The sequence below is a fragment of the Neisseriaceae bacterium CLB008 genome (assembly GCA_041228285.1).
Classification (GTDB): Bacteria; Pseudomonadota; Gammaproteobacteria; order Burkholderiales; family Neisseriaceae; genus JAGNPU01.
Genome location: CP166133.1, coordinates 1,635,213 through 1,660,031, shown reverse-complemented (window position 1 = coordinate 1,660,031; position 24,819 = coordinate 1,635,213). Strand labels below are relative to the sequence as shown.

Here is a 24,819-nt window from a genome sequence, read left to right as displayed (position 1 = left end):
TGTTCCAAATTGTTCTTGATTTTATCAAATATAATGTTTATTCTATTTTTAAGAGGCGAAGATACGCCCGTAAAACGTAGAAAAACCCTTAAAAACAAAGGAGATTTACATGGAAACAGAGATTAAGGCCAACCGCGAACGTGCTGTGGCTGATTTACGTCAACTGATTGCCGATCGCGAGATTAAACACGTCAAAGTGGGCTTTTTTGATCTGGATGGCGTGATGGCGGGCAAGTTCATGGCGACCGAGAAGTTCTTATCGGCATTAGACAATCATTTTGCGTTCTGCGACGTGGTGTTTGGCTGGGACGTCAACGATGAGCTGTTTGACAACATCAATCTATCGGGCTGGGCCACGGGCTACGCCGATGCTCAAGTGCAGCTATTGCCTGAGCTATGGCGCGAGCTACCGCTAGAGCAGGGCACGATCTTGGTGCCGGGGCAAATTATTGGCCACATGAAGCCGCTGTGTCCGCGACAAATTCTGAATAAAGTATTGGCGCGTGCTCAGGAGATGGGTTTTGAAACCGCCGCCGGCTTTGAATATGAAATGCTGGTCACCAATGAGTCGCATGAATCCTTACGCGCCCGCGATTTTTATGAGCCCATTCCTCTGGGGCATGGCCCGTTTGGTTATTCCATTTTGCGTACCGGCGTGAACAATGATTTTTATGAAGGCCTTTTAGGCGTGTGTAACCACATGCAAATTCCAGTAGAAAGCTTCCATGAAGAAACGGGCCCAGGCCAGCTAGAAGTGGCCCTTCAGGTGATGGAAACCCATTTGGCTGCCGACAATGCGGCCTTGTTTAAAACCTATTCTAAAGTATTGGCACAAAAGCAGGGCCGCATGGTGTCGTTCATGGCTAAGTGGCATCAAGATCATGCGGGTCAGGGCGGTCATGTACACGTGTCGCTCAAACGCTCTGATGGCAGCAGCGCTTTTTACGACGATACTCAGCCGGGCAACATCAGCCAGGAGATGCGCTGGTTTGTCGGCGGCTTACAGAACATGGCGGCCGATTTAATGGCCATTCATGCACCGACCATCAACAGCTATCGCCGCTTGGTGCCCGGCTATTGGGCGCCGACCTCTGCCTTATGGGGCTTAGACAACCGCACCACGGCGATTCGCGCCATCAGCGGCAGCCCTAAATCACAGCGTATTGAATATCGAGTGCCAGGGGCAGACTGCAATCCTTATCTGGTGGCGGCCGCCATTTTTGCTGCCGGCCTACACGGCATTGCCAACCAGATTGAGCCAGATGCCGCCTATAAGGGCAACGCCTATGCAGCGACGCCGCCGCCAGAATTAACGCTGCCGCGTAGCCTATGGGATGCGGCTCAGCGGCTACGCGCCTCAGACACGGCGCGTGAATGGCTGGGCGATGACTTTGTGGATCATTACGCCAGTACCCGCGAATGGGAAGAGCGAGAGTTTCAAAAACACGTCAGCGATTGGGAACGCCGTCGCTATTTTGAAATTATTTAAACGATATGGTCTCGATAGACCCCTAAGGATTGAATATGAAGCAAACATTTACCGTGGTTTCACCTATTGATGGGCAAGCGCTTTACACCAAAAACTACGCCGATAAAGCCGGTATTGATGCGGCCATTGCCGCCGCTAAAAGTGCCCAAGGGGGCTGGAACAACACGCCGCTGGCCGAACGCAAGCGCTTGATTGGTGCCGCCATTGATTGGCTGGTGGCTCATCAAGATGACGTTGCCCACACCATTACCCAAAGCATGGGCCGCCCGATTAGCCAATCGCCGGGCGAGGTCAGGGGTTTAGAGGAACGCGCCCGCCACATGTTGGCGATTGCCGAAGAGGCGTTAGCCGATGTGGTGCCGGCTGAAAAGGCAGGGTTCAAGCGCTTTTTACGGCACGAGCCGGTGGGCACGGTCTTGGTGGTGGCGCCTTGGAATTATCCTTTCTTAACCGCAGTCAACAGCATTGTGCCCGCGCTGGCGGCAGGGAATGTGGTGTTGCTGAAACACTCCTCACAAACGCCGGCCGTGGCCGAATGGTTTCAAGCCGCGTTTGATGCGGCAGGCCTGCCTGCCGGCGTGTTTCAGCATCTACATTTAAGCCATCAGGATACAGATGCCTTATTGCGCTCTGAGGCAGTAGATTTTGTGGCCTTTACCGGCTCGGTGAGCGGCGGCCATCAAGTACAGGCCGCGCTCAGCCAGCGCTTTATTGGCGCCGGCTTGGAGCTTGGCGGTAAAGACCCTGCCTACGTTCGGGCCGATGCCGATGTGGCCGTTGCGGCCGAAAACTTAGTCGATGGCGCCTTCTTTAATTCTGGCCAGTCTTGCTGTGGCATTGAGCGTATTTATGTAGACGCAGCCGTCTACGATGACTTTGTCGCGGCCTTTGTGGGCCATACGCGCCAATACCGTCTGGGCAATCCCAGCGAGGCCAACACCAATTTAGGGCCGCTGGTGAAGGTGTCGGCGGCTGATTTTGTTCGGGGCCAAATTGCCGAGGCGGTGCAGCAGGGTGCTAAGGCGTTGATTGATGAGGCCGACTTCCCGTTGAGTCAAGCCGGGACGCCGTATCTGGCACCGCAGGTTTTGGTGGGGGTTGACCACACGATGCGGGTGATGACGGAAGAGAGCTTTGGCCCGGTAGTCGGCATCATGAAGGTCGAAGGGGATGCAGAGGCGGTTCGCCTCATGAACGACAGCGACTATGGCTTGACCGCATCCATCTGGACTCAGGACGAGACGGCGGCGGCGCGCCTGGCCGCCGAGATTGAAACCGGCACCGTATTCATGAATCGCTGTGATTATCTTGATCCAGCGCTGGCGTGGACCGGCGTGAAAGACACCGGCCACGGCATTTCTTTATCCAGCTTGGGCTATGCCCAGCTGACGCGGGTGAAGTCTTACCATTTTCGTATTGCCTAAGGCTGATGAACATTAACTAAATGAGATGAGGAGTTGAACATGAACTTAACCGCCAACTGGCACTACCCAACCGCCATTCGTTTTGGCGCTGGCCGCATTAAAGAACTGCCTGCGCTGTGTGCCGAATTAAACATTAAAAAACCATTATTGGTGACGGATTCGGGCTTGGCCAAGCTGCCCATTCTGACCGATTTAAAAGCCTTATTACAGTCTGCCTTGCCTGACTTTGGCCTATTCGACCAGGTTCGCCCAAACCCTGGCGGCATCGACGTCAACAATGGCGTGACGCTGTATCGAGATGGCGGCCACGATGGCGTGATCGCCATTGGCGGCGGCAGTGCTTTAGACGTGGGCAAGGCGATTGCGCTGATGGCGGGACAAACGCGGCCGCTGTGGGACTTTGAAGATGAAGGCGACAATTGGACGCGGGTGAACGAGGCGGGCGTGGCGCCCTCCATCGCCATCCCTACCACGGCCGGGACGGGCTCAGAAGTGGGGCGCGCTTCTCTCATCATCGATGAAGCGGCGCATCGTAAAGTCATTATTTTTCACCCCAGCATGCTGCCCAAAATCGTCTTGGCCGATCCAGAGCTCACCGTGGGCCTACCGCAGCACTTAACTGCGGCCACCGGCATTGACGCCTTTGTCCATAACTTAGAGGCTTATTGCTCACCGTTTTATCATCCGCTGGCGCAAGGGGTGGCTTTAGAGGGCATGAAGCTGGTGCACGATTGGCTGCCACGAGCTTGTGCGGATGGCGGCGACTTAGAAGCGCGCTCGCACATGCTGGCCGCGTCGATTATGGGCGCCACCGCTTTTCAAAAAGGTCTAGGTGGCGTGCATGCGCTGTCGCATCCCATTGGTGCGGTGTTTGATACCCATCACGGATTGGCCAATGCCATTATGTTGCCTTATGTGCTGGTGCGCAACCGTCCTGCGATTGCCGAACGCTTGGCCGATGCCGCTCGCTATATCGGGCTGACAGACCCGACGTTCGAAGGCTTTTTGGCGTGGATTGTGGCGCTGCGGGCCAGCTTGAATATTCCGCACAGCTTGGCTGAAATCGGCATAGACGCCAGTCGCGCAGCAGAAATTGGGGCGGCGGCAAAATTAGACCCAAGCGATGGTGGCAACCCCATCAACTTGAGCGCAGACGATTATGCGGCGATTTTTGTGGCGGCGGTAAAGGGGCAGCTATGAAGAAACCCGTTATTGGCTTGACCACGTATCCTGCCAGCGCCGACCACGGCTGGCACACGCCCGTCCCCTATGTGGATGCCGTGATGAGGGCGGGCGGGGTGCCGGTGTTATTGCCCAGCCAATGTACCGATGGGGCGCAAGAGTGGCTTAGCTGCGTCGATGCGGTGGTGCTCATTGGCGGGGGCGACATCGACCCAAAGCGCTATGGCGGCGCCGATCACGAGACGATTTACGGCCTCAGTCCTGAACGGGACAGCGCTGAAGCCGCCTTGGTGGAGGCCTTATTGGCTCAACCGAAGCCAGTCTTGGCGATTTGTCGCGGCATGCAGGTTTTAAATACGGTCTTGGGCGGCACGCTGCATGTTCATCTATCCGATGTTTTTGGCGAGACGGTGCGCCACCGCGATGAGCAGCGTCAGCCCATAAAGCATGGGGTGGATGTCGCTGGCGATAGCCATCTGGCCGAACTCATCGGCACGCAGGTGGAAACGGTGTCCTGGCATCACCAGGCGATTAAACAATTAGGTCAAGGCCTTGAAGCGATTGCCTGGGCGCCAGATGGCGTGATTGAGGCCGTGGCTCTGGCTGATCAGCCTAATTGGTTAGTGGTGCAGTGGCATCCAGAGCTGAGCGCCACCGAGGATCAAGACCAACAAGGGTTGTTTGACTGGCTCATTGCCCGCGCGCAACAGGCCAATCAGCCAGCAAAATAACCTTTGGCTGGCCATGCCAGAGCTTTGGGCTCGAAGGCCATAGTCGCTGCCTTCGAGCCTGTTCTACAGAGGCCGTACCTCAATCAAGCCTTAAAGCGACACCATAACAACCATAATCAAACCAGGAGAAAGTCATGTTAGAAACCCTCAACCCGCCGTAATTGGCATCATTAAGCCCAAGAATTTGATGCGAAAACAAACCCATCCAAAGGGTGGGTAGGGATGCTTTTGACTCAAAATACTGACGCTTGGCCGTTCCGCTTCACCTAGCAAGCGATGCAGGACGGCCAGATAAGTAAAATAGAGGAGTAGACTCATGGAAGTAATTGGCACGGTGATTGTGTACATCATCATGATTTGTGCGGTAATGGGCGCCTTCGGGGCGATTCGAAATCCTGAACACGGCATTGGTCGGGAATTCATGAATGGCGTTCACACCGTTGGTCACATTTTCGTTCCCGCGGCCGGCATTATGGCGGCCATTCCGTATTTAACTTGGTTTATCAGCCAGTTTATCAGCCCGGTGTTTGAACTGATCGGCGCCGATCCTGCCTTAGCGGCCACAGCCATATTGGCTTCAGACATGGGCGGCTATCAGCTAGCCAACGCTTTAAAGGCCTCTTATGAGGGTTGGGTGATGGCGATGGTGGTGGGCTTTATGTCGGGCGCCACCATTGTGTTTTCCATTCCCATGGGCTTGGCCATGCTGAATCGGCGCGATCATAAATACATGGCCTTGGGCATTATGTCGGGCGTTTTATCTATTCCGATTGGGGCCTTCATTGCCACGGTTTTGATTGTGACGTTTGACACCGACATTCGCACCATCATCAGCACCACGGCGGCGCCCACGCACGTGTTTGCCATCTCGATTATGCAAATCTTGATTAACCTGCTGCCGCTGTTTGTGTTTGTGGCCTTGATTGCCTTGGGGCTGAAGTTGGTGCCGAATGCGATGATTGCGGGTTTTATGCTGTTCGGCCGCATCATGGATGCCTTGATTAAGCTGGTGTTGGTGTTTTCGATCGTGGAAATTTTTACCGGCTTTTTCAGCAGCGTGCTGGGTTCGTGGGGGTTCGACCCGATTATGGCGGATGAACTGGATCAGTTTCGAGCCCTAGAAACGGCAGGCTATATTGGCATCATGCTCGCCGGCGCTTTCCCCATGGTGTATTTGATTCGCAAACATGCGGCTAGGCCGCTGGCCGTGGTGGGCGATTGGTTGGGGCTGTCGCCAGCGGGTAGTGCAGGCTTGTTGGCGACCATGGCCAATATTTTGGCGATGTTTACCTTGATTCGCGACATGCCGCCTAAGGATAAAGTCATCAATATTTCGTTTGGGGTGTGTGCCGCGTTTTTATTGGGCGACCATCTGTCTTTTGCCGCCAACTTCCAGCCCACCATTATCTTGCCCTTAATCATTGGTAAATTCAGCGCCGGCGCCATCGCCATTTTCTTGGCTTATAAGCTGTCGGTGCCGGCGGCCTTGGTTTTGGCTGAGCAAGATAAGCTGAATGATCGGCATTTAGGTGATGAGACGCAAGAACAGGATGATGTGCCCTAACGGATGTTGATGGGCCGATGGCAAGAGGCCAGCGTGGACACCTTAGGCGTCTATGCTGGCCTTCATGCTGTTTGCAGCTTGAATCTGCCCCGATTAAGGGATCAGGGTGATTTCTTGAAACCGCAGATGGTGTAGCCATTCGCGCAAAATCAAGGTGGCGGCCATAAACGGTTTGTTGGTGGGAAGGCCCTCGATGCTGGCGGGGCGCCCTTCGATGATGTAGGTGAGCCGATTAAATAGCTGTTCGACGGCGTCGGTGGGCAAGACCCAAATCGGCGTGCCCTGTAGAGGGGCCTGGGCCAGCTGAGCGACCTCATGCAGACAGGCATCGCGGCTAAACAGCTGCGGGGCCTCTAAGCGTTGAATCGAGGGCCAAGCCTTGGCTACTTCGTCTTCAACGTAGGCAATGGCCGCTTCCATTTCTAAGGCATTGGGCAGATCGTGTTGAAAAAACTGCTTGGGCAGGCTGAGGGTGCCGAAGGCGAGGCTGATGCGTTCGTGGGCGCCGATGCGGCATTCGCTGCGGTGCTGGCCGATGTGCAGCACCACACGATTGGGCTCATCATTGTGGGCCAAGCATTTGGGCCAGCGCGAGCCTAGGCTCGCCTGTGCTAATGAGGATTGTGCCATTGCGTGTACACCTCGTTGTCAAAAAGCGAAGTCTTCTAACTAGAAGGTCTAGCTTAGCACAGGCTTGGTTAAATCGGTGAATGAAGGCGAGGCGTCATGCTTTAAAACAAGTGTTTATGTCGCTCGCGGTCAACGTTAAATCATGAAGCCCACCAGTTCGGTTTCGGTAAAAATTTTGGCCTGGCGCGGTGTCACCGCCACCCAATCGCCCTGTTGGTATCGAGCCTGCTGTTGTTCGGCATGAGTCAGCAAGACGTCGATGGGTTTACCGTCGCCGCTGCTGCGCTTGAGGCTGAGGCGCACCATGGGGCCAAAGGCGTCAATGTGGCTGATTTGGCCTTGGGCTAAGGCAGGCTGATCAAGCGCGCGCGAGAGCAGTAGCTCATGTGGGCGCACATAGGCGACGGCGGCTTGCTGCACCGAGGCAGCAAAGCCGGCGGCGGGGTAGCGATAGGCACCCACGACAAACTCTGGCCCTTGCTGGCGGCCGTGAAAGGCATTCACGTCGCCTAAAAACTCAGTCACGAAGGCATTGTCAGGCTGCTGATACAGCGTTTCGGGGGCGCCTATTTGGGCGATGCGGCCTTGGTTCATAACCACAATTTGGTCGGCAATGGCTAAAGCCTCTTCTTGGTCGTGGGTCACTAAAAGGCTGGTGATGCCTAGCTCATGGTGGATGTCGCGTAGCCAGGTGCGTAGTTCTTTACGCACTTTGGCGTCGAGGGCGCCAAACGGCTCGTCTAATAGTAAGAGTTTGGGCGAGACGGCCAAAGAACGCGCCAGCGCAACGCGTTGGCGTTGGCCGCCAGAGAGGCTGCTGGGATAGGCGTGGGCCAGATGGGCCAGCTGCACCAGCTGCAGTAAATCCATCACCTTCTGGTGGATGCTTGCTTTATTTGGCCGCTGGGCCCGTGGCTGCACCTGTAGGCCAAAGGCGACGTTGTCGAACACGCTCATGTGGCGGAACAAGGCATAGTTTTGGAACATAAAGCCAATGCCACGCTGGTTGACGCTGTGTTGGCTGACGTCAACGTCATCGAGAAAAATGTGGCCAGAGGTGGCGGCTTCTAGGCCGGCGATGGTGCGCAGCAGCGTGGTTTTGCCGCAGCCGCTGGGGCCCAGTAAGGCCACTAGCTGGCCGCTGGGCACGGTGAGGCTGATGTCGTGCAAGGCTTGGGTGGTGCCATAGTGTTTGTTTAAGTGTTGAATGCGGATGCTCATGAGGGGGACCTTTCAATGACGGCGGTGGCGCGTTGGGCTCGATCGTATTGGCGTTGCTGCCAATAGGCGAGGCCATGCTGCAGGGCGAGGGTGATCAGCGCTAAAAAGGCCAAGAGGCTGGCGGCGGCAAAGGCCGCCACAAAATTGTATTCGTTGTACATGATCTCAACGAACAGCGGGATGGTGTTGGTTTGGCCGCGAATGTGGCCAGACACCACGCTGACGGCGCCAAATTCACCCATGGCGCGGGCGTTGGTGAGGATGACACCGTAGAGCAAGGCCCATTTAATATTGGGCAAGGTGATGCGCCAGAACATCTGCCAACCGCTGGCGCCTAAGATCAACGCCGCTTGCTCTTCTTCATCTCCTTGGGCCTGCATCACCGGCATCAGTTCGCGCGCCACAAAGGGGAAGGTGACAAAGAGGGTGGCCAAGACAATGCCGGGCAGGGCAAAAATAATGCGGACATTATGTGCCTCCAAATAGCCGCCGATGATGCTGTGACTGCCAAACAACAGCACGAACATCAACCCCGCCACCACGGGTGACACCGAAAACGGCAAGTCCAATAAGGTGGTCAACCACGCTTTGCCTCTGAATTGAAAGCGCGTCAACAACCACGCCATGGCCACGCCCAGTACAGCGTTGATGGGCACCACGATGGCTGCAGTTAAGAGCGTTAAGCGGATGGCAGCGAGGGCATCGGCTTCGGTGAGCGCCGCCACATACAGACGCCAGCCTTGCCGCAACGCTTCCATGAATACCGAGATCAGCGGCACGATCAGCATCAGGCCGACAAAGGCCAGCGCCAGCGTCAGCAGCAGGATGCGCACCCACCGCGGTTCGGTCAGGCGGGTATTGTGTGATTGAGGGCTCATGAGCGACGCTCCATGCGTTGGGTTAACAGCCATTGGCTGACGTTAAGGGTCAATAAAATCACAAAGGAGATCAGCAGCATAAAGAGGGCCACGGCGGCCGCACCTTGTACGTCAAACTGTTCCAATTTGGCGTTGATGATGAGGGGCAGAATTTCTGACACAAACGGCAGATTGCCGGCGATGAAGATCACTGAGCCATATTCTCCTGTGGCGCGCGCAAACATCATGCCCGATCCCATCAATAAGGCCGGCATCAGTTCGGGCAGCAGCACCCGCCGAAAAATCGTCCAGCGCGTGGCCCCGAGCGTGGTGGCGGCTTCTTCCCATTCTGGCTGTAGCTGTGCCAAAACCGGCTGCACCGCCCGCACCACAAACGGCAGGCTGACGACGATGAGGGCCAATAAAATACCGTTGGGGGTAAAGGCCACCTTGACGTTGATTTTCGCCAGCCATTGGCCAATCAGGCCGTTAGGCGCATACAGGGTGGCTAGGGCGATGCCGGTGACCGCCGTGGGAAGGGCAAACGGCAGGTCGACTAGCGCATTTAGCAGGCTTTTGCCCCAAAAGTCATAGCGCACCAAGACCCAGGCCAACAGCGTGCCAAACACCATATTGATGAGGGTGGCGTATAGCGACAGCTTGAGGGTAAGCCACAGCGCCGCCAGCACGCGGGCGTCGGTGACGGTGTGCCACGCATTGGCCCAGCCCATATTGCCTATGCTTAAGGCCAGCATGATGAAGGGTAAAAACACCAGCAGCGACAGCCATAAAATCGACACGGCCAGGCTGAGGCGAAAGCCAGGTAGAACGGTGGCGGTGGTCAATAAGCGCATAGTGGGCTCCGAATTCAGCGCGGCGGTTGGCTGATTTGATCCAGCACGCCGCCATCGGCAAAATAAGTGGTCATGATGCTGTCCCAGCTGCCAAAAACGTCTTGGGCCAAGAAGCGTTCAATATTAGGAAACTGCGCGGTATGGGCGGCCAAAACCTCAGGGTCTTGCGGGCGTAGAAACAGCGAGGCGGCTAAATCTTGCGCAGGCTTAGCCCAGTGGCCTTGTAAATACGCCGTGGCGACGGCCTGGCTGCCTTTTTTTTGCGTCACCGGCTGAACCACTGCCATGGGGCTTTCGATGACGATGGAGTAGCTGGGATAGACCACTTCAAAAGCGTCTGGGCCGAATTCACGTCTGGCCAGTTGGGCCTCATTTTCAGGCGCAACGAGTACGTCGCCAATTTGTCGCTGCACAAAGGTGGTGGTGGCAGCACGCCCGCCGCTGTCTAAAACAGGGATGTTTTGGAATAGAGTGCGCATATAGGCTCGGGCGGCGTCATGATCGCCGTGATGGGTTTTTAAGGCGCTGCCATAGGCGGCCAAAAAAGCGTAGCGACCGTTGCCAGAGGTTTTCGGATTGGCAAAAATCACTTGGGCATCGTGGCCGACAAGGTCGGCCCAGTCGCGGATGTTTTTGGGGTTGCCAGTGCGCACTAAAAACACCGTGGTGCTGGTGTAGGGCATGGCGCCATTGGGTAGTTGCTTAGCCCAGTCGGGCGCGACCAGCTGGCGCGACACCAGCAAATTGAGGTCGCTGCTTTGGTTCATGGTCACGACATCGGCCGGCAAGCCGTTGGCCACGGCCAAGGTTTGTTTGGTTGAGCCGCCGTGAGATTGAGCAATGCGCACGCGGCTACCGGGATGGGCCGCCTCATATTCGGCCACAAACATCGGGTTATAGGCTTGGTAGAAGTCGCGGGTGACGTCGTAGGACACGTTCATGAGTTCAATGTCGTGGCCATTGGTGGTGTCGGGCGCGCTGCCGCAGGCCGCCAAGGAGAGGCTAAGAGCCAGGGCAGTGAGGCGTTGGCGCCAGCGTTGGGTGAAGATAGACATAAGGGCATCCTTCCGGGCTAGGCGCTGACGCGCTCAGGGTGGTAAAAGTCGAGGGCGGGATTGAGTACAGGCTTAATTACGCCGCTGCGGATGACAAAATCGCCAAAGTCTTCGTGGGGGCTGCGCGAGCGCGCCCAAGCGCCGATCAGTTCGTCCAGCCGTGTCAGAATTTCGGCGACGGTGATGTTCTCGCGATCCAAGCGGGGGATGCGTGTGCCGGTGCGGTTGCCGCCTAGATGGAGGTTGTAGCGGCCAACGGCCTTGCCGACTAGGGCTATTTCGGCCAGCATGGCGCGGCCACAGCCGTTGGGACAGCCCGTAACGCGTAGAACAATGTCGTCTTCGGCCACGCCGTGACGGCCCATAATGGCCTCAATCTGGTCGACGAATTCGGGCAAGAAGCGTTCGGCCTCGGCCATGGCTAATGGGCAGGTGGGCAAAGACACGCAGGCCATCGAGGCTTGCCGCTGCGGCGTCAGCTCGGCGCGGATGAGGCCGTGGGCGCGGGCAATGGCTTCAATGTCGGCTTTGTCGGCCTCAGCCACATTGGCCACAATGAGGTTCTGGTTGGCGGTGAGGCGAAAATCGCCTTGGTGAACTTTAGCCAGCTCACGCACGCCTGTTTTCAGCGGCTGGTCGGCGTCGATGAGGCGGCCGTTTTCGATGAATAAGGTTAAATGCCAGCGGCCATCCGTGCCCGCTACCCAGCCAATGCGGTCGCCGCGGGCGTCAAAGTGATAGGGCCGAATCGGTGCAAAAGCGGTTTCCATGCGCGCTTCCACCTCGGCAATAAAGGCTTCTGTGCCCACCCGCTCTAAGGTGTAGCGGGTTTTGGCGGCCTTACGGTTGCTGCGGTCGCCCCAGTCACGTTGCGTGGTGACCACGGCCGCTGCCGCAGCGAGGGTATGGCTTAAGGGGATGAAGCCGAATTCACGGGCGGTATTGGGGTAGGTGGCTTGGTTGCCGTGCTCCATGGATAGGCCACCGCCTACCAATACGTTAAAGCCTACTAGCTCACCGTCTTCGGCAATGGCGACAAAGTTTAAGTCATTGGCGTGGATGTCGACGTCGTTTAAGGGCGGAATCACCACCGTGGTTTTAAATTTACGCGGCAGATAGTGGTCGCCCAAAATCGGCTCGACCACGCTTTGGTCTTCGCTGCTGTGCAGCTTTTCGCCGTCTAGCCAAATTTCGGCATAGGCACGGGTTTGCGGCAATAGATGCTCAGAAATCTTCTTGGCCCATTCATAAGCTTGTTGATGCAGCTTAGATTCAACCGGATTCGACGTGCACAACACGTTGCGATTGACGTCGCCGGCGGTGGCGATGGAGTCAAGGCCCAGCTGGTGCAGCCATTGGTGCATGGGCTTGATGTCGTCTTTGAGCACGCCATGAAACTGAAAGGTTTGGCGATTGGTGAGGCGAATGCTTTGGTATAGGGTGTGTTCGCTGGCAAATTGGTCGATGCCTAGCCATTGCTGGGGGCTGATGATGCCGCCAGGCAGGCGGCAGCGCAGCATCACGTTTTTTAGCGGCTCCAGCTTTTGGGCCACGCGCTCGGCGCGGATGTCGCGGTCGTCTTGTTCATACATGCCGTGAAAGCGAATCAACTGGAAATTATCGCCGTTAAAACCACCGGTGAGGCCGTCGTGGAGGTCGGCGGCAATGCTGCCGCGCAGGTGTTGGCTCTGGCCTTTAAGGCGCTCGTTATCGGACAGCGGTGCATTGGGCAGCTTGGCTTTGGGGTCGGGGGTGGTAGACATAATGTGGGTTCCTAGGGTCATCTTATGGGTTTAATACACGTCGCGCTGATAGCGCCCTTGTTCGCGTAAGTCGTTTAAATAGTCGCGGGCGTCGTCGGCATCGAGCTGGCCTTGTGCGGCGATCAGCTCAAGTAAGGTCGCTTCAACGTCGCGCGCCATGCGATTGGCGTCGCCGCAAACATAGAGGTGGGCACCGTTTTGCAGCCATTGCCATAGCTGTACAGCTTCTTGACGCAGCCGATCTTGAACATAGGTTTTTTGCTGTGGATTCTGGCGCGACCAGGCCAGGCTAACTTGGTGCAGCAGGCCTTGCTTGTGCCATTGCTGCCATTCGGTTTGGTATAAAAAATCATCGATGAAGCGTTGATTGCCGAACACCAGCCAGTTCTTGCCGCTGGCGGCTTCATATTCGCGCTGCTGCATGAAGGCGCGATAGGGAGCCACGCCGGTACCGGCGCCGATCATGATGATGTCGGTGGCGGGGTCGTGGGGCAGACGAAAATGCGGATTGGGCTCAATGTAAACCTGAACCGATTCGTCTTCTTGCAAGCGGGCGCCCAAAAATCCCGAGGCGGTGCCGTTAAAGGATTCACCTTCGTGTTCAAAATGGGTCAGGGCCACCGTGAGGTGTACTTCGTTGTCCACTTCCGCTTGGGCCGAGGCGATGGAGTACAGGCGGGGCGTCAGCGGCCGCAGCAGGCTGTAAAAAGTTTGGGCATCAAGGACGCTGGGCGACAAAGGATGGCGGCGCAAAATGGCGACAATGGGCGTGCTGGCTATGTAGTCATTCAAGGCCTTGGCGTCGTCGATGAAGGCCAGTAAGGGCTCAATCTGGCCCAGTTGGGCATAGCCTTTCACGAATTGCGGCGTGTTTTGGGTCAGTTCGGCATGGTGTAACAGCACGGCGCGCAGCGGCTGTTGTTGGCCGTCGGTGAGGGTGACCAGGTCATCGCCGTTAAAGCCAGTCGCGGCCAGAATGGCGTCGACTAATGCTGGCTCATTGCTGGGCCAAACGCCAAGCGCATCTCCGGGCTGATAGTGGATGCCGGAATCGCCTAAGTCGATGACCACGTGCTGAATGTCTTTGGCGGCGCCGCTGGCGGTGATTTTTTGGCGCAGCGACAGGGTGGCGTGATACGGCTGGGCTTTCGTGTAGGCGCTGGCCGGTGCTGTGGCGGTCGCGACCGTTGCGGCGGCCGTCTGCGTCGGCGCCAGTGCGGCCAAGGTCTGGCTGATTTGGGCACACCAAGCGTCGGCGTCGGCTTCGTGGTCAAGGTCGCAATCTTGCCGTGGGCTCAGGCGGGTAGCGCCTAGGCGTGTCAGTTGCTCATCAAAGTCTTTGCCGGCCTGACAAAAATCAGGGTAAGAGCTGTCGCCTAAGGACAAAACGGCATAGCTCAAGGCGCTCAGGTCGGGCGCTTTTTTACCGAATAGATATTGATATAGGGGAATGGCTTCTTCCGGCGGCTCGCCTTCGCCTTGGGTGGAGGTCACCAACAGCACGATGTCCTCTTGGCTCAGTTGCTTACTTTTGTAGTCGGCCACGCCGCTTAGGCGCACTTTAAGGCCCAAGCCATCGAGGCGCAACAGTAAGGCTTCGGCAACGCGGCGCGCATTGCCGGTTTGTGAGGCCGATAAAATGGTGATTTGCCGTGCCGCCACTTCGGTGGCCGTCGGCGTCAACAGCGCCTCTAGATTGAGAGGGTCGGTTTGGCTTTGTGCCCAACAATAGCCGGATAGCCAGGCAAGCTGGGTGGCGTTCAGCGCCGTCAGCTGCTGGGCAAGTGCAGGGTCAAGCGGAAAAGCAAGCGCGCTCATGAGAATCCTTTGTGGTCGTGTTCTTAGATGAATGGGAAGGAGCTTATTGGCTCAGCGCCGTGATCATGCCTGCCGCCACGGTTTGGTTGGTGGCTTCATCGATGAGGATGAAAGCGCCGGTATTGGGGTTGTCTTGGTACAGCGTGGGCACAATGGCCTGCTGTAGGCTGAGCTGGACGCTGCCGATGTCGTTTAAGGCTAAGGTTTCGGCTTCGCTACCGTGGCTGAGGGTGTGGACGTCCCAGACGCTCAGCACTTGACTGACCTTGGCGTACACGGTTTGAGTGCCGTGTTTGAGCCAATAGCGCCGAGCCGGATTGAGCGGACGTTGGTCAAACCAGCACAGAGAGGCGGTCAACCGTTTGGTGGCTAGATAGGGTGAATTGGCCGCCACAATGGTGTCGCCGCGCGACACATCAATGTCTTCGGTTAAGGTTAAGGTGAGGAGGTCGCCTGCTTGGGCGTGGGTCACGGCGCCTTCTAGGCCGAGCAAGGATTGAATGTGGCTGAGCTTGCCCGCAGGTTCGATCCATACCGGCTGGCCTACGCTGAGCTGGCCTTGTTCTAGCCGTCCTTGGTAGCCGCGAAAATCATCGGCGGCGCTGCCATCCTGTCTGGCCACGCGCTGGACGGGGAAAATGGCGGCTTTAGCGTCGTCGGGTAGACTGCGGTCGGTGCTCAGGCCAGACAATAAGCTCAATAAGGCTGGGCCTTGATACCAAGGTAAATTGGTGCTGGCGGCGACAATATTGTCGCCGTAGAGCGCCGAAATCGGTACATAGTGGATCTGCTCAGGCTGTAGGCCTAGGCTGTCAGCCAAGCGCGCATAGGCGGCGGTAATCGCCTCAAAAGCGCCTTGATCGTGATTGAGTAAGTCCAGCTTATTAACCGCCACCACAATGTGAGGGCAACCCAATAGCTTCAATAAGGCGCTGTGGCGCTTAGTTTGGGGCAATAGCTGCGGCTCGCTCTGGCTTAAGTCGAGGCGGCTGGCGTCGATCAGCACAATGGCGGCGTGGGCAGTGGAGGCGCCGGTGACCATATTGCGGGTGTATTGTTCATGGCCAGGCGTGTCGGCAATGATGAATTTACGCTCAGCGGTGTTGAAGTAGCGATAGGCCACGTCGATGGTGATGCCTTGTTCTCGTTCCGCCGCAAGGCCGTCGGTGAGCGAGGCAAAATCTGGCACGCCGTCGTCGGTGCGCTTGCTGTGGTCGTGATGAAGTCGATCCAGCTGGTCGCTTAAGAGGGCGTGGCTGTCGTACAGCAGACGGCCAATCAAGGTCGATTTACCATCGTCGACGCTGCCGGCGGTGATGAATCTTAAAACAGAAGGTTGGGTGCTCATAAGGGTCCTTTTCGTGCTGCAATGGGGCGGTTGGGTCTGGGCTTAAAAATAGCCGGCGCGTTTACGTTCTTCCATGGCGACTTCAGAAACCTGGTCGTCTAGGCGGGTGGCGCTGCGCTCAGAAATCTGGCTCAGGGCGGTTTCGCGGATGATGTCGGCGGGCGTGGCCGCTTCGCTGGCCACAGGGCAGGTGCAGCTGATGTCGCCGACGGTGCGAAACCGTACCGAGCGCACGCTGCTGTCTTCGTTGGCCGCCTTTGGCGTGTAGGCCGTCACCGGCACCAACAGGCCGCGGCGCTCGACCACCTCGCGCCGATGGGCGTAATAAATGTCGGGCAGCGCCAAACCTTCGCGCTCGATGTATTGCCAGATGTCTAGCTCGGTCCAGTTGGAAATAGGGAAAACGCGCATGTGTTCGCCCGCGTTCAGGCGAGTGTTGTAGAGCGACCAAAGCTCTGGACGCTGAGCTTTAGGATCCCATTGGCCGAATTCATCCCGAAAAGAAAAAATACGTTCTTTGGCGCGGGCTTTTTCTTCATCGCGTCTAGCCCCGCCCATTAGGGCATCAAACCCTTGCTCGGCAATGGTTTCTAGCAGCGTCACGGCTTGAGCTGCATTGCGTGAATCGGTGGCGTGGCGCAGCACCACCGTGCCTTTGGCGATGGAGTCTTCTACGTGGCCAATCACCAAAGGTGCGCCTACGCGCGCCGCGGTTTGGTCGCGAAAGGCAATGACTTCGGGGTAGTTGTGGCCGGTGTCGATGTGCACCAGCGTAAACGGCAGCCGCAAGGGCCGATCACCAAAAGTAAAGGCTTTACAGGCTAGGGCCAGCAGCACGACAGAATCTTTGCCGCCGGAAAACAACAGCGCGGGGTGGCGGGCTTCGGCTGCCACTTCACGAATGATGTGGATGGCTTCGGCTTCAAGCCAGTCAAGGTGGGTAGTGTGTAATGTGGTCATACTAAGACTCGCTTGGGTTGGATTGAGAGGAAGGGTGGAGGCCACACTCTTTGCTGTCTTGTTGCTCCCACCACCAGCGGCCGGCACGGATGTCTTGGTCGGCGCGTACGGCTTTGGTGCAAGGGTCGCAGCCAATGCTGGGATAACCCTGTTGGTATAAAGCGTTGCAGGGCACGTCGAAATGCTGGATGTAGGCCCAAACGTCAGCCTCTGACCAATCAAACAGCGGGTTGAATTTGGCCATTTGCCGTTCGTCATCAAGCTGATGAAACGACAGCGTGGCGCGGGTCACCGATTGCGCCTGACGTTGGCCGGTAAGCCAAGCATCGGCGCCTACTAAGGCGCGATTTAAGGGTTCAATTTTACGAATGTGACAGCAGCGCTGGCGCAGCGGCACGCTGTCGTAAAAAGCGAACGCACCATGCTTGGCTTCGTAGGCAGCAGTAGCCTCTGGGTCTGGTGCTACGGTGGTCACAGTGAGTCCGTAGCGGCGCTGAACCTGAGGCAGTAAGGCCAAGGTTTCGAGCGGTAGCTTGCCGGTGGCTAGGGTGAAGATGGTAATCGGCAGCTGCTGGCGCGCAATGGCATCGGTGAGCACCATGTCTTCGGCGGCGAGGCTGGAGGCCAAGCGGCTGTCTAGCGCTTGCTCGGTGATGTAGCGCAGGCGAATGTCTAAGAGGCGGATTTTATCTGCCAAGGCATTTAGTACTGCAGTCGTTGCCTGCGGGGGTTGCCACGGCAAGGGGTTGATTTGGCTGACCATAAAAGTCACTCCATGCTTGTTTTTGTCATAAGGCCATCGTAGCAACAGACGTCTAGACGTGTAAAATAACATTAACAGCTGTGCTTATAACCAAAAACCATATGGGGTAAAGATGACTGAATAAGCCAAAGTGAAGAAGGGGTTTAGAGCGGTGAGTGTGGCGTGCGTATATAACGTTTGGTTGTGAGCTAAGGCCAATTGGGTATTTTACTATTTACGTCTAGATGGCTAAATTAGGGTTTTGGTTTCGCTTTAAGGACGCCGTATGGCCTATTTCCCTTTGTTTGCAGATTTAACCGACAAGCCCGTCTTAGTGGTGGGCGGCGGCATGGTGGCAGAGCGTAAGATCGCAGCCCTATTAAACAGCCAAGCGCAGGTGCAGTTGGTGGCACCCAAGGTCAATCAGGCCATTCAGGGCTGGTTAGATGCCGGTACGGTGTCGTGGCTGGCAGCCGATTTTGAGCCGGCCCAGATCGACGGGGTGTGGCTGGTGATTGCGGCCACCGACGATCAAGCCTTAAATCAGCAAGTATTTTTGGCCGCTGAAGCGCGCCATCGCCTGGTGAATGTGGTGGACGATCAGGCGCTGTGCCGCTTTATTACCCCTGCCGTGATTGAGCGCGGGCCGATTCAGATCGCCGTTTCCAGTGGAGGCGCGGCGCCCGTTTTGGCACGCCAGTGGCGTGAACGCATTGAAGCCATATTGCCCCAGCATTTGGGCAGTATGGCTACTTTAGCCGCGGCTTGGCGCACGCGGGTGAAGGCGCGTATTCACAGTTTTAATGAACGGCGCTATTTTTGGGAGCGCCTCTTCAACGGCCCATTCGAACAAGCCGCGCGCAGCGGTCAATTGCAGGCGGCAGAAGCCGTACTTGAAGCGCAGCTAGATGGCCATCAACCCAGCCTTGGATCGGTGACTTTGGTCGGGGCCGGGCCAGGAGACGCTGGGTTGTTGACCCTCAATGGTCTACAGGCGATTCAAAGCGCCGATGTGGTGTTTTATGATGCCCTAGTTGGGCCCGAGGTATTGAAGCTGATTCGCCGCGATGCCGATCAAATCGCCGTGGGCAAGCGCGCCGGCGGCCACCAAGTGGCGCAGCAGCAAACCAATCAGCTGCTGCTGGACTATGCCTTGGCGGGTAAGCGCGTGGTGCGGCTAAAAGGCGGCGACCCATTCGTATTCGGCCGTGGTGGCGAAGAGCTGAGCGTGTTGGCCAAGGCCGGCATTCCCTTTACGGTGGTGCCAGGCATTACTGCGGCTTTAGGTGCGACGGCTTATGCCGGCATTCCGTTAACGCACCGTGACCATGCCCAAACGGCGCTGTTCGTGACCGGCCACTGCCGCCCCGACGGTGACGAGCTAGACTGGGCCACGCTGGCGCGTGGGCGGCAAACTTTGGTGGTGTATATGGGTACGATTAAAGCCGCCGACATCAGCGCTGCCTTAATTCAATATGGCCGCGGCCACGACACGCCAGTGGCCATCATCAGTCACGGCACTTTGCCGACGCAAAGCGTCCGCATCGGCACGCTGGCCGAACTGGCCTCTTTAGCCGAAGGCGCACCGACGCCGGCCTTGATCGTGATTGGAGAAGTGGTGGCATTACAGCCTGAATTGGCCTGGTTTGGGGCGGCGGCCAGCGACCAACCAACACAGAAGGCGACACAAAGATTGGCTTGTGTTTGAAAAGTAGTGTGTTATTTTTAAGGATGCTATGATATGACGATTAATTTTACCAGACGTCAGGATGATTTATGAAAGATTTATTAGGTTTTGATCGGTTGATTACCCCCAGTATTTTAGTGTTTTTTTACTGGATTTCCAGCGCGCTGATTATTATAAGCGGCGTCTTGATGCTGTTCAGTGGCCATGCAGGTCAAGGCATCGCTGTGTTGGTGTTGGGCCTCATTAGCTGTCGCATCAGCTTCGAGTTGATCATGATTGCGTTTAAGAACAATGAATACTTGAAAAAAATTGCCGAGCAAACCCAACGTTGATGGGTGGCGATGAGTGAAGCGTGACTGAGTCACGCTTTTTTTGTGGGTAAGCATAGGCTTTGAGCATTATGGGGTTTGTCTGATCGACCCATTGATGAATCATGGTTTATTGCGATTGGGTCGGGTGGGTAAGGCGAAGTGTGCCCACGATCTCAAATGAGCCAGTGCTCCTGAATCATCTGCATGGGCCGCGGGCCAGCCTACGCATAACGGTCAACGTGATGGCTATTAAATAGTGGACACAGTAAACCTTGGTATGTCACTGCGTTCTTTGATCGTCGCGGCGCTTATTGCTGAGTTGTAGGGTGGCGTAAAGCGCAGCGTGCCTAATCGTTACTGCCTAATGCCATTCGTTTCCTCATGCCTTGGTGATTTTGTTTTGGGTTTGAGGGCGCCGCCATAAAAAACCTGCGCCCACGCTCATCACCCACAGCGATCACCTCATCAGATCAAACGATTAGCCAGAGGGGCGACTTTATGCAAAATTAGGCAAGACGGCGAAACATAAAATAATGTTGAAACAATGTGTTGGGGCTTTATGAGCCTAAGCCGCTTGTCTACTTTTACTCAATGAGGAGCAACATCATGGCAAAAATCATTTGCGTTTTATACGATGATCCAATCTCAGGCTATCCCACCCGCTACGCGCGTGACGGCCTCCCGAAATTAGAGCGCTATCCCGATGGGCAAACGCTGCCAACGCCTAAGGCCATCGATTTTACCCCAGGTACACTATTGGGCAGCGTGTCCGGCGCTTTGGGCCTACGGGATTATTTAGAAGGTTTGGGGCATGAGTTCATTGTCACGGCCAGCAAAGATGGCGACCACAGCGTGTTAGATCAAGAGTTGGCCGATGCTGAAATCGTCATTTCCCAACCGTTTTGGCCAGCCTATATGACGGCGGCGCGTTTTGAAAAAGCCAAAAAATTAAAAATGATCGTCACCGCCGGTATTGGCTCGGATCATACCGATTTACAGGCGGCAATTGATCACAACGTCACCGTGGCAGAGGTGACTTATTGCAACAGCAACAGCGTGGCGGAACATGTGGTGATGATGATTTTAGGCCTGGTGCGAAATTACATTCCGTCCTATAACTGGGTGATGAAAGGCGGCTGGAACATCGCCGACTGTGTGGCGCGGTCCTATGACTTAGAAGGCATGAGCGTCGGTACTGTGGCGGCAGGGCGCATCGGCTTAAGAGTGTTGCGTTTACTGAAGCCGTTTGACGTAGACTTACACTATATGGATCGGCACCGCTTGCCAGAAAGCGTGGAGGCAGAGCTTAACCTCACTCATCACGACAGCCTCGCGAGCTTAGCCCAAGCGTGCGATGTGGTGACCCTCAACTGTCCTTTGCATCCCGAAACCGAAGGCATGGTGAACGCCGAGTCATTGCAGGCATTTAAGCGAGGGGCTTATTTAATCAATACTGCCCGCGGCAAACTGTGTGATGCACACGCCATTGCCGAGGCGCTCGAAACGGGGCAGCTAGCTGGCTATGCGGGAGACGTGTGGTTTCCGCAACCGGCACCGGCCGACCATCCTTGGCGCAGCATGCCGAACCATGGCATGACGCCGCACATTTCTGGCACCAGCTTGTCGGCTCAGGCTCGCTATGCCGCAGGCGTGCGCGAAATCTTGGAATGCTATTTCGCCAACGAGCCGATTCGTCATGAATATCTAATCGTTCAAAATGGGGCTTTAGCCGGCGTGGGCGCGCATTCATACAGCGCAGGCAATACCACGACAGGCTCTGAAGAAGCGGCCCGCTATTAAGACGAAAAGTGGGGGATCATGTTGACACATATTTGGCGTATGCTGCGGGCTCAACTAAAGCCTGCAGCATCGGCATCCCCGTCTTTGAAAAAGGTGGTGCTGGTGGGCGCAGGGGTGTTTTTGGGGCTAGCGGTGGTGGCTTTCTTGGCCGTGTTGAGCGGCCAGCCTTGGCTATTGGGTTCGTTTGGGGCCAGCTGTGTGTTATTGTTTGGTTTTCCGAATGTGCCGTTTTCGCAGCCCCGTAACGTCATTGGTGGGCACATGCTTAGCTCGGCCTTAGGCCTCGCCTTTCTGTGGCTCTTAGGCCCTAGCTGGTGGGCCTTAGCCGCTGCTGGCGCCGCGGCCGCGATGCTGATGCTGTACACGCAGACCGTGCACCCGCCCGCAGGCAGCAATCCCGTGATCGTGTTTTTAAGCGATCCTGGCTGGGGCTTTTTATGGCTACCGACTTTATTTGGCGCAATCTTGCTGGTTTTGCTGGCTAAAGCCTATGCGGTGCTGCTGCGACGCTGGGCGCCCGCGGTAGTGGGCTAATGCATGCGCCGATGACTTTTAAAAAGGAAACGGTTATGTCTGAATCGACTCAAACAGCGGCAGCGCCCACTCGGGCCGCCGCTTTTTTATCCAAAGAACGCATCATCGCTAAGCCGGGGTTTAATCGCTGGCTGGTGCCGCCCGCGGCATTGGCGATTCATTTGTGCATTGGGATGGCCTATGGTTTTTCAGTGTTTTGGCTGCCCTTATCGCGCGCTTTGGGCGTCGATGCGCCCTTAGTATGTGGTCCAGAGGTGGGCTTTTGGCGCGAGTTGTTTACCACGCAATGCGATTGGAAAATTTCTACCCTAGGTTGGATGTATACCCTGTTTTTTGTGTTGCTGGGCAGTTCGGCGGCGCTGTGGGGCGGTTGGCTAGAGCGTGCTGGGCCGCGTAAAGCCGGCGTGGTCAGCGCCTGTTGTTGGGCCGGCGGCATGCTGGTGTCGGCACTGGGCGTGTATCTGCACCAGTTTTGGCTGATGATTGTGGGCTCCGGCATCATTGGCGGCATTGGCCTTGGCTTAGGGTATATTTCGCCGGTCAGTACTTTAATCAAATGGTTTCCGGATCGGCGCGGCATGGCCACCGGTATGGCGATTATGGGTTTTGGTGGCGGTGCCATGATTGGCTCGCCGCTGGCGGCTGAGCTAATGGCTCGATTTTCGGGGCCAACCAGCGTCGGTGTGACCGCGACGTTTGTGGTGATGGCCTTGATTTATTTTGTGTTCATGATGGGTGGGGCGTTGTCGTATCGCGTGCCGCCTTCTGGCTGGCAGCCCCAAGGCTGGACGGCACCCGTGCAAAAAAGCAATGCCATGATGACCAAGCAGCACGTGCACGTGAAGCGGGTGTGGGGTATTCCTCAGTTTTGGTTGGTGTGGATGGTGCTGTGTATGAATGTGTCGGCTGGTATTGGGGTGTTGGGCATGGCCAGCCCCATGCTGCAGGAAGTATTCGGGGGCTCGCTGATTGGGCTGTCGTTGAGCTTTACCGAACTGAATGCCGAACAGTTGACTGCCATTGCAGGCGTGGCGGCAGGATTTACGGCTTTACTCAGCCTGTTTAATATTGGGGGTCGCTTTGTCTGGGCCAGTTTTTCTGATCGTTTGGGCCGTAAGCTGACCTATACCGTGTTCTTTATTTTGGGCGGCTTGCTGTATGCCAGCATCCCTGGCGCTGCGGCTACGGAAAACCGCTTCTTGTTTATGGCCGCTTTTTGCATCATCTTAAGCATGTACGGTGGTGGCTTTGCCACGGTGCCCGCTTATTTAGCCGACCTATTTGGTACCCAGATGGTGGGCGCCATTCATGGGCGGTTGCTGACGGCTTGGGCCACGGCCGGTATTTTGGGGCCGGTGGTGGTGAATTATATGCGTGATTATCAGCTGTCATTAGGCATTCCACCGGCGCAGGTGTACAGCCAAACCATGTATATCTTGGTGGGCATGTTGGTGATTGGTTTGGTGTGTAATGTGCTGATTCGGCCGCTGAATCCTAAATACTTCATGACTGATGACGAGTTGGCGCAAGAAAAACGTTTAGCGCATGATCAAGCGCCTGTGGCCGTGACCGCAACCGTGACGTCGGCGCCTGAACGCAGCCACACAGGCCTAGTGGTCTTAGCCTGGCTGGCGGTTGGCTTGCCCATGGCTTGGGGCGTGTATCAAACCTTAGTGAGCGTGAGGGCGTTTTTATAAAGCCGGCGCGCCGTCTGCGTGGGTGCCTGAAGAGGGGCTTAAGGCAGGCGGGCGTCTGCCTGAGCCTGTAGGTCAACGCTCTGGAACGCCTGAATCGTGGCCTCAACCAAGGGCGCATGGGGACGGCCAGCACGCACGATGAAGCCAATCCTACGCTGTAGCTGTGGCTGTAGCGGTAGGGCGACTAAGGCGTGGCTTAAGTGGTTAAGACAGAAAATACTGTGCGGCATAATGCTGTAGAGGCCTAGCTGTTGGACGTGACCACACAAAACCATGAGGGAATCTGATTCCAGCTTGGGGGTGGCGATGACGCCGGCGTGGGCAAAAGCGCGATCAATGCCGTGGCGGCTTTGCATATTGGGCGTGAGTAAGCACAAAGGCAGTTTGGCCGCTTCGACCCAGCTCATGCTTTGGCGGCCAGCAAAGGCATCGGCGTGTTGAGCGACGACTAAATACCGTTCTTGGAACAGTGCCGTGGTCTCCAGGCCGAAGGGTTGTTGGTTGTCTAAATAACTGATGCCTATGTCTAATTCAAACGTGGTGAGCTTGCGTAATATCTCGGTGGCGGCCAGATTAAACACCTGATACTGTATGCGTTCATGCTGCTTCAGGCAGGCATCAATTAAAAAGGGCACCAGCGGTAGCGCAGTGGGAATGCTGCCTAAGCGCAATGTGCCGCTGAGGCCTTCGCTTGGGCGTTGTACGGCCTGTTTAAGGGCAGCGCAGTCGGCCAATATGCGCCTAGCCCACAACAACACTTCTTCTCCTTCTGCGGTAAATCCTTCGAAACGTCGACTGCGTTGGACGATGACGACGCCTAGTTCTTGTTCTAGCTTCTGAATGGCGCCGGATAAAGCCGGTTGTGAGACATGACAAGCTTTGGCGGCGCGGCCAAAGTGGCGCTCCGTTGCCAGGGTATTCAAATAGGTCAACTGTCGAATAAACATGGTCAAAGCCATCCCCATGATGGGGCCGAATAGGCCATTGTGTCTCTATATGCTTTTGGTATATCATAGCGGTAAATCAACGCCGGCTCAAGGCTTGACTTTAGGCTGGCAAGGCTGTGCATTTGGTTTATTGTATCTGGGTAAGCCGAACGATCAGGACAGCAAGCCATACAGCTAGGGTCATGATTGAGTACAGACGAGCCCG

Annotated in this window: 21 protein-coding genes; 10 read left to right on the top strand and 11 right to left on the bottom strand. The window is 56.3% G+C overall.

The window, feature by feature from the left end:
- Positions 1–109 precede the first annotated feature (109 nt).
- The 5 genes from AB8Q18_07510 (at position 110) to eutH (ending at position 6,390) form a co-directional block, all read left to right on the top strand.
- Positions 110–1,489 carry a glutamine synthetase family protein gene (locus tag AB8Q18_07510; GenBank protein ID XDZ50051.1) on the top strand — a complete coding sequence of 460 codons (1,380 nt, stop codon included), beginning with the start codon at positions 110–112 and terminating at the stop codon, positions 1,487–1,489.
- A gap of 35 nt (positions 1,490–1,524) precedes the next feature.
- The gene (locus tag AB8Q18_07505) at positions 1,525–2,913 is read left to right on the top strand and encodes an aldehyde dehydrogenase family protein (protein XDZ50050.1); all 1,389 of its coding nucleotides are present in this window, start codon (positions 1,525–1,527) and stop codon (positions 2,911–2,913) included.
- 39 nt (positions 2,914–2,952) lie between these two features.
- Complete coding sequence (locus AB8Q18_07500) at positions 2,953–4,113, top strand: iron-containing alcohol dehydrogenase (protein ID XDZ50049.1); 1,161 nt, start codon at positions 2,953–2,955, stop codon at positions 4,111–4,113.
- Positions 4,110–4,826, top strand: coding sequence for a gamma-glutamyl-gamma-aminobutyrate hydrolase family protein (locus AB8Q18_07495; GenBank protein XDZ50048.1), 717 nt, complete (start codon positions 4,110–4,112; stop codon positions 4,824–4,826). Before AB8Q18_07500 ends, AB8Q18_07495 begins: the two co-directional genes overlap by 4 nt.
- 316 nt (positions 4,827–5,142) lie before the next feature.
- Entirely contained in the window at positions 5,143–6,390 is a 1,248-nt protein-coding gene (gene eutH / locus AB8Q18_07490; GenBank protein ID XDZ50047.1) for an ethanolamine utilization protein EutH, read from the top strand.
- Between the two features lie 93 nt (positions 6,391–6,483).
- Here eutH and AB8Q18_07485 read toward each other — a convergent pair whose 3' ends face one another.
- From AB8Q18_07485 to AB8Q18_07440, 10 genes are all read right to left on the bottom strand, one after another.
- Positions 6,484–7,020, bottom strand: coding sequence for a hypothetical protein (locus tag AB8Q18_07485; protein XDZ50046.1), 537 nt, complete (start codon positions 7,018–7,020; stop codon positions 6,484–6,486).
- Between the two features lie 135 nt (positions 7,021–7,155).
- The gene (locus AB8Q18_07480) at positions 7,156–8,241 is read right to left on the bottom strand and encodes a sulfate/molybdate ABC transporter ATP-binding protein (GenBank protein ID XDZ50045.1); all 1,086 of its coding nucleotides are present in this window, start codon (positions 8,239–8,241) and stop codon (positions 7,156–7,158) included.
- Positions 8,238–9,119 carry a sulfate ABC transporter permease subunit CysW gene (cysW, locus tag AB8Q18_07475; GenBank protein XDZ50044.1) on the bottom strand — a complete coding sequence of 294 codons (882 nt, stop codon included), beginning with the start codon at positions 9,117–9,119 and terminating at the stop codon, positions 8,238–8,240. The genes AB8Q18_07480 and cysW overlap by 4 nt, the downstream gene beginning before the upstream one ends.
- Positions 9,116–9,952 carry a sulfate ABC transporter permease subunit CysT gene (gene cysT / locus AB8Q18_07470; protein XDZ50043.1) on the bottom strand — a complete coding sequence of 279 codons (837 nt, stop codon included), beginning with the start codon at positions 9,950–9,952 and terminating at the stop codon, positions 9,116–9,118. The genes cysW and cysT overlap by 4 nt, the downstream gene beginning before the upstream one ends.
- A gap of 14 nt (positions 9,953–9,966) precedes the next feature.
- Positions 9,967–11,007 carry a sulfate ABC transporter substrate-binding protein gene (locus AB8Q18_07465; GenBank protein ID XDZ50042.1) on the bottom strand — a complete coding sequence of 347 codons (1,041 nt, stop codon included), beginning with the start codon at positions 11,005–11,007 and terminating at the stop codon, positions 9,967–9,969.
- A 17-nt stretch (positions 11,008–11,024) separates the two neighbouring features.
- The gene (gene cysI, locus AB8Q18_07460; GenBank protein XDZ50041.1) at positions 11,025–12,770 is read right to left on the bottom strand and encodes an assimilatory sulfite reductase (NADPH) hemoprotein subunit; all 1,746 of its coding nucleotides are present in this window, start codon (positions 12,768–12,770) and stop codon (positions 11,025–11,027) included.
- Positions 12,771–12,800: 30 nt separating this feature from the next.
- Complete coding sequence (locus AB8Q18_07455; protein XDZ50040.1) at positions 12,801–14,588, bottom strand: assimilatory sulfite reductase (NADPH) flavoprotein subunit; 1,788 nt, start codon at positions 14,586–14,588, stop codon at positions 12,801–12,803.
- Positions 14,589–14,631: 43 nt separating this feature from the next.
- Positions 14,632–15,936, bottom strand: a complete 1,305-nt coding sequence (locus AB8Q18_07450) for a sulfate adenylyltransferase subunit 1 (GenBank protein XDZ50039.1) — start codon at positions 15,934–15,936, stop codon at positions 14,632–14,634.
- A gap of 42 nt (positions 15,937–15,978) precedes the next feature.
- Positions 15,979–16,896, bottom strand: coding sequence for a sulfate adenylyltransferase subunit CysD (cysD, locus tag AB8Q18_07445; GenBank protein XDZ50038.1), 918 nt, complete (start codon positions 16,894–16,896; stop codon positions 15,979–15,981).
- A 1-nt stretch (position 16,897) separates the two neighbouring features.
- Positions 16,898–17,659, bottom strand: a complete 762-nt coding sequence (locus tag AB8Q18_07440) for a phosphoadenylyl-sulfate reductase (protein XDZ50037.1) — start codon at positions 17,657–17,659, stop codon at positions 16,898–16,900.
- Between the two features lie 265 nt (positions 17,660–17,924).
- Here AB8Q18_07440 and cysG point away from each other — a divergent pair, with 265 nt between their 5' ends.
- The 5 genes from cysG (at position 17,925) to AB8Q18_07415 (ending at position 23,667) form a co-directional block, all read left to right on the top strand.
- Complete coding sequence (gene cysG, locus AB8Q18_07435) at positions 17,925–19,346, top strand: siroheme synthase CysG (protein XDZ50036.1); 1,422 nt, start codon at positions 17,925–17,927, stop codon at positions 19,344–19,346.
- Positions 19,347–19,414: 68 nt separating this feature from the next.
- Entirely contained in the window at positions 19,415–19,657 is a 243-nt protein-coding gene (locus tag AB8Q18_07430) for a DUF4282 domain-containing protein (GenBank protein XDZ50035.1), read from the top strand.
- Between the two features lie 585 nt (positions 19,658–20,242).
- Complete coding sequence (locus AB8Q18_07425) at positions 20,243–21,436, top strand: NAD-dependent formate dehydrogenase (protein XDZ50034.1); 1,194 nt, start codon at positions 20,243–20,245, stop codon at positions 21,434–21,436.
- A gap of 18 nt (positions 21,437–21,454) precedes the next feature.
- The gene (locus tag AB8Q18_07420; protein XDZ50033.1) at positions 21,455–21,970 is read left to right on the top strand and encodes an HPP family protein; all 516 of its coding nucleotides are present in this window, start codon (positions 21,455–21,457) and stop codon (positions 21,968–21,970) included.
- A gap of 35 nt (positions 21,971–22,005) precedes the next feature.
- Positions 22,006–23,667 carry an OFA family MFS transporter gene (locus AB8Q18_07415; protein XDZ50032.1) on the top strand — a complete coding sequence of 554 codons (1,662 nt, stop codon included), beginning with the start codon at positions 22,006–22,008 and terminating at the stop codon, positions 23,665–23,667.
- Positions 23,668–23,705: 38 nt separating this feature from the next.
- On the opposite strand, the gene AB8Q18_07410 is transcribed toward AB8Q18_07415, so the two are convergent.
- Complete coding sequence (locus AB8Q18_07410; protein XDZ50031.1) at positions 23,706–24,614, bottom strand: LysR family transcriptional regulator; 909 nt, start codon at positions 24,612–24,614, stop codon at positions 23,706–23,708.
- Between the last annotated feature and the right edge of the window lie 205 nt (positions 24,615–24,819).

Excerpts from the sequence above, each read along its gene's own strand:
- AB8Q18_07410 (XDZ50031.1), bottom strand. The coding sequence starts at position 24,614 with ATGTTTATTCGACAGTTGACCTATTTGAATACCCTGGCAACGGAGCGC.
- cysG (XDZ50036.1), top strand. The coding sequence starts at position 17,925 with ATGGCCTATTTCCCTTTGTTTGCAGATTTAACCGACAAGCCCGTCTTA.
- AB8Q18_07440 (XDZ50037.1), bottom strand. The coding sequence starts at position 17,659 with ATGGTCAGCCAAATCAACCCCTTGCCGTGGCAACCCCCGCAGGCAACG.
- AB8Q18_07420 (XDZ50033.1), top strand. The coding sequence starts at position 21,455 with ATGTTGACACATATTTGGCGTATGCTGCGGGCTCAACTAAAGCCTGCA.
- AB8Q18_07430 (XDZ50035.1), top strand. The coding sequence starts at position 19,415 with ATGAAAGATTTATTAGGTTTTGATCGGTTGATTACCCCCAGTATTTTA.
- AB8Q18_07495 (XDZ50048.1), top strand. The coding sequence starts at position 4,110 with ATGAAGAAACCCGTTATTGGCTTGACCACGTATCCTGCCAGCGCCGAC.
- AB8Q18_07510 (XDZ50051.1), top strand. The coding sequence starts at position 110 with ATGGAAACAGAGATTAAGGCCAACCGCGAACGTGCTGTGGCTGATTTA.
- AB8Q18_07415 (XDZ50032.1), top strand. The coding sequence starts at position 22,006 with ATGTCTGAATCGACTCAAACAGCGGCAGCGCCCACTCGGGCCGCCGCT.
- AB8Q18_07480 (XDZ50045.1), bottom strand. The coding sequence starts at position 8,241 with ATGAGCATCCGCATTCAACACTTAAACAAACACTATGGCACCACCCAA.
- AB8Q18_07485 (XDZ50046.1), bottom strand. The coding sequence starts at position 7,020 with ATGGCACAATCCTCATTAGCACAGGCGAGCCTAGGCTCGCGCTGGCCC.
- AB8Q18_07500 (XDZ50049.1), top strand. The coding sequence starts at position 2,953 with ATGAACTTAACCGCCAACTGGCACTACCCAACCGCCATTCGTTTTGGC.
- AB8Q18_07465 (XDZ50042.1), bottom strand. The coding sequence starts at position 11,007 with ATGTCTATCTTCACCCAACGCTGGCGCCAACGCCTCACTGCCCTGGCT.
- eutH (XDZ50047.1), top strand. The coding sequence starts at position 5,143 with ATGGAAGTAATTGGCACGGTGATTGTGTACATCATCATGATTTGTGCG.
- AB8Q18_07455 (XDZ50040.1), bottom strand. The coding sequence starts at position 14,588 with ATGAGCGCGCTTGCTTTTCCGCTTGACCCTGCACTTGCCCAGCAGCTG.
- cysI (XDZ50041.1), bottom strand. The coding sequence starts at position 12,770 with ATGTCTACCACCCCCGACCCCAAAGCCAAGCTGCCCAATGCACCGCTG.
- cysW (XDZ50044.1), bottom strand. The coding sequence starts at position 9,119 with ATGAGCCCTCAATCACACAATACCCGCCTGACCGAACCGCGGTGGGTG.
- cysT (XDZ50043.1), bottom strand. The coding sequence starts at position 9,952 with ATGCGCTTATTGACCACCGCCACCGTTCTACCTGGCTTTCGCCTCAGC.
- AB8Q18_07425 (XDZ50034.1), top strand. The coding sequence starts at position 20,243 with ATGGCAAAAATCATTTGCGTTTTATACGATGATCCAATCTCAGGCTAT.
- AB8Q18_07450 (XDZ50039.1), bottom strand. The coding sequence starts at position 15,936 with ATGAGCACCCAACCTTCTGTTTTAAGATTCATCACCGCCGGCAGCGTC.
- AB8Q18_07505 (XDZ50050.1), top strand. The coding sequence starts at position 1,525 with ATGAAGCAAACATTTACCGTGGTTTCACCTATTGATGGGCAAGCGCTT.
- cysD (XDZ50038.1), bottom strand. The coding sequence starts at position 16,896 with ATGACCACATTACACACTACCCACCTTGACTGGCTTGAAGCCGAAGCC.